The 744-nt window shown below is 60.9% G+C and carries 1 pseudogene; it reads left to right on the top strand.

The features are described from left to right. Positions 1–414 (top strand): annotated as a pseudogene (locus IEY31_RS18550) (transposase); the annotation flags it as partial. Positions 415–744 lie beyond the last annotated feature (330 nt).

Below are 744 nucleotides of genomic sequence, written 5' to 3'. Positions count from 1 at the left end.
AAGTCCAGCCTGATCCTGGCGGCCCCCGATGGCCAGCGGCTCTGCAAGGTGCGTGACGTGCAGCTCTTGCCCAGAGAAACACGCTGTTTCCACAACATCACCCTCACACGGAAGCATTTCGGTCCCGTTCATATCGCTCTGGGCCGTCCGTCGGACGGCCCAGAGCAGTGGCAGGTGGTCAGCGACGAACCGACGAGCGTGGAGACCTTTGCCGAGTACGGTGAGCGCTTCCAGATTGAGGAGGGCTTTCTGGACGAGAAAAGCGGGCTCTTCGGGTTGGGAGATTCCAGACTGCGCGATGCCGCCAGTCTGGAACGGTTGATCCTCGTGCTGGCCGTGGCGACCCTACTGCTTGTGTCCGAGGGCATTGAGGTGGTGCAGCGTGGGGATCGACGTGTCGTCGATCCCCACTAGCGGCGCGCACTGAGCTACCTCAAAATCGGTCTGCCCGCGGTTCATTACGCGTTGAGCCGTGGTCAGGCGGTCTTCTCGCGCCTGATGCTCCAGGGTGGGCCTGACCCTGAGCCCCCAGGTCAGTGGAAACGCCCTCACGCCCCTCCTCAAACCAAACTGGAGGTCGGCTGGCAACTCGTTTTCCGTCCAATCTCATAAAATCTGTCAGGCCGCCAGGGGTGCCCCATTTGCGGTTCCGGCCAATTTGCAACTTTCAGCTTACTTGACCTGAACCCGGAGAACCTGTCCACATGAGAATGGAGCCTCTGGCATCATCGGGAAAGTCCCCCA

It is taken from the genome of Deinococcus aerolatus, assembly GCF_014647055.1.
In the GTDB taxonomy this organism is placed as follows: Bacteria; Deinococcota; Deinococci; order Deinococcales; family Deinococcaceae; genus Deinococcus; species Deinococcus aerolatus.
This window is presented reverse-complemented; position numbering and strand designations above follow the sequence as displayed.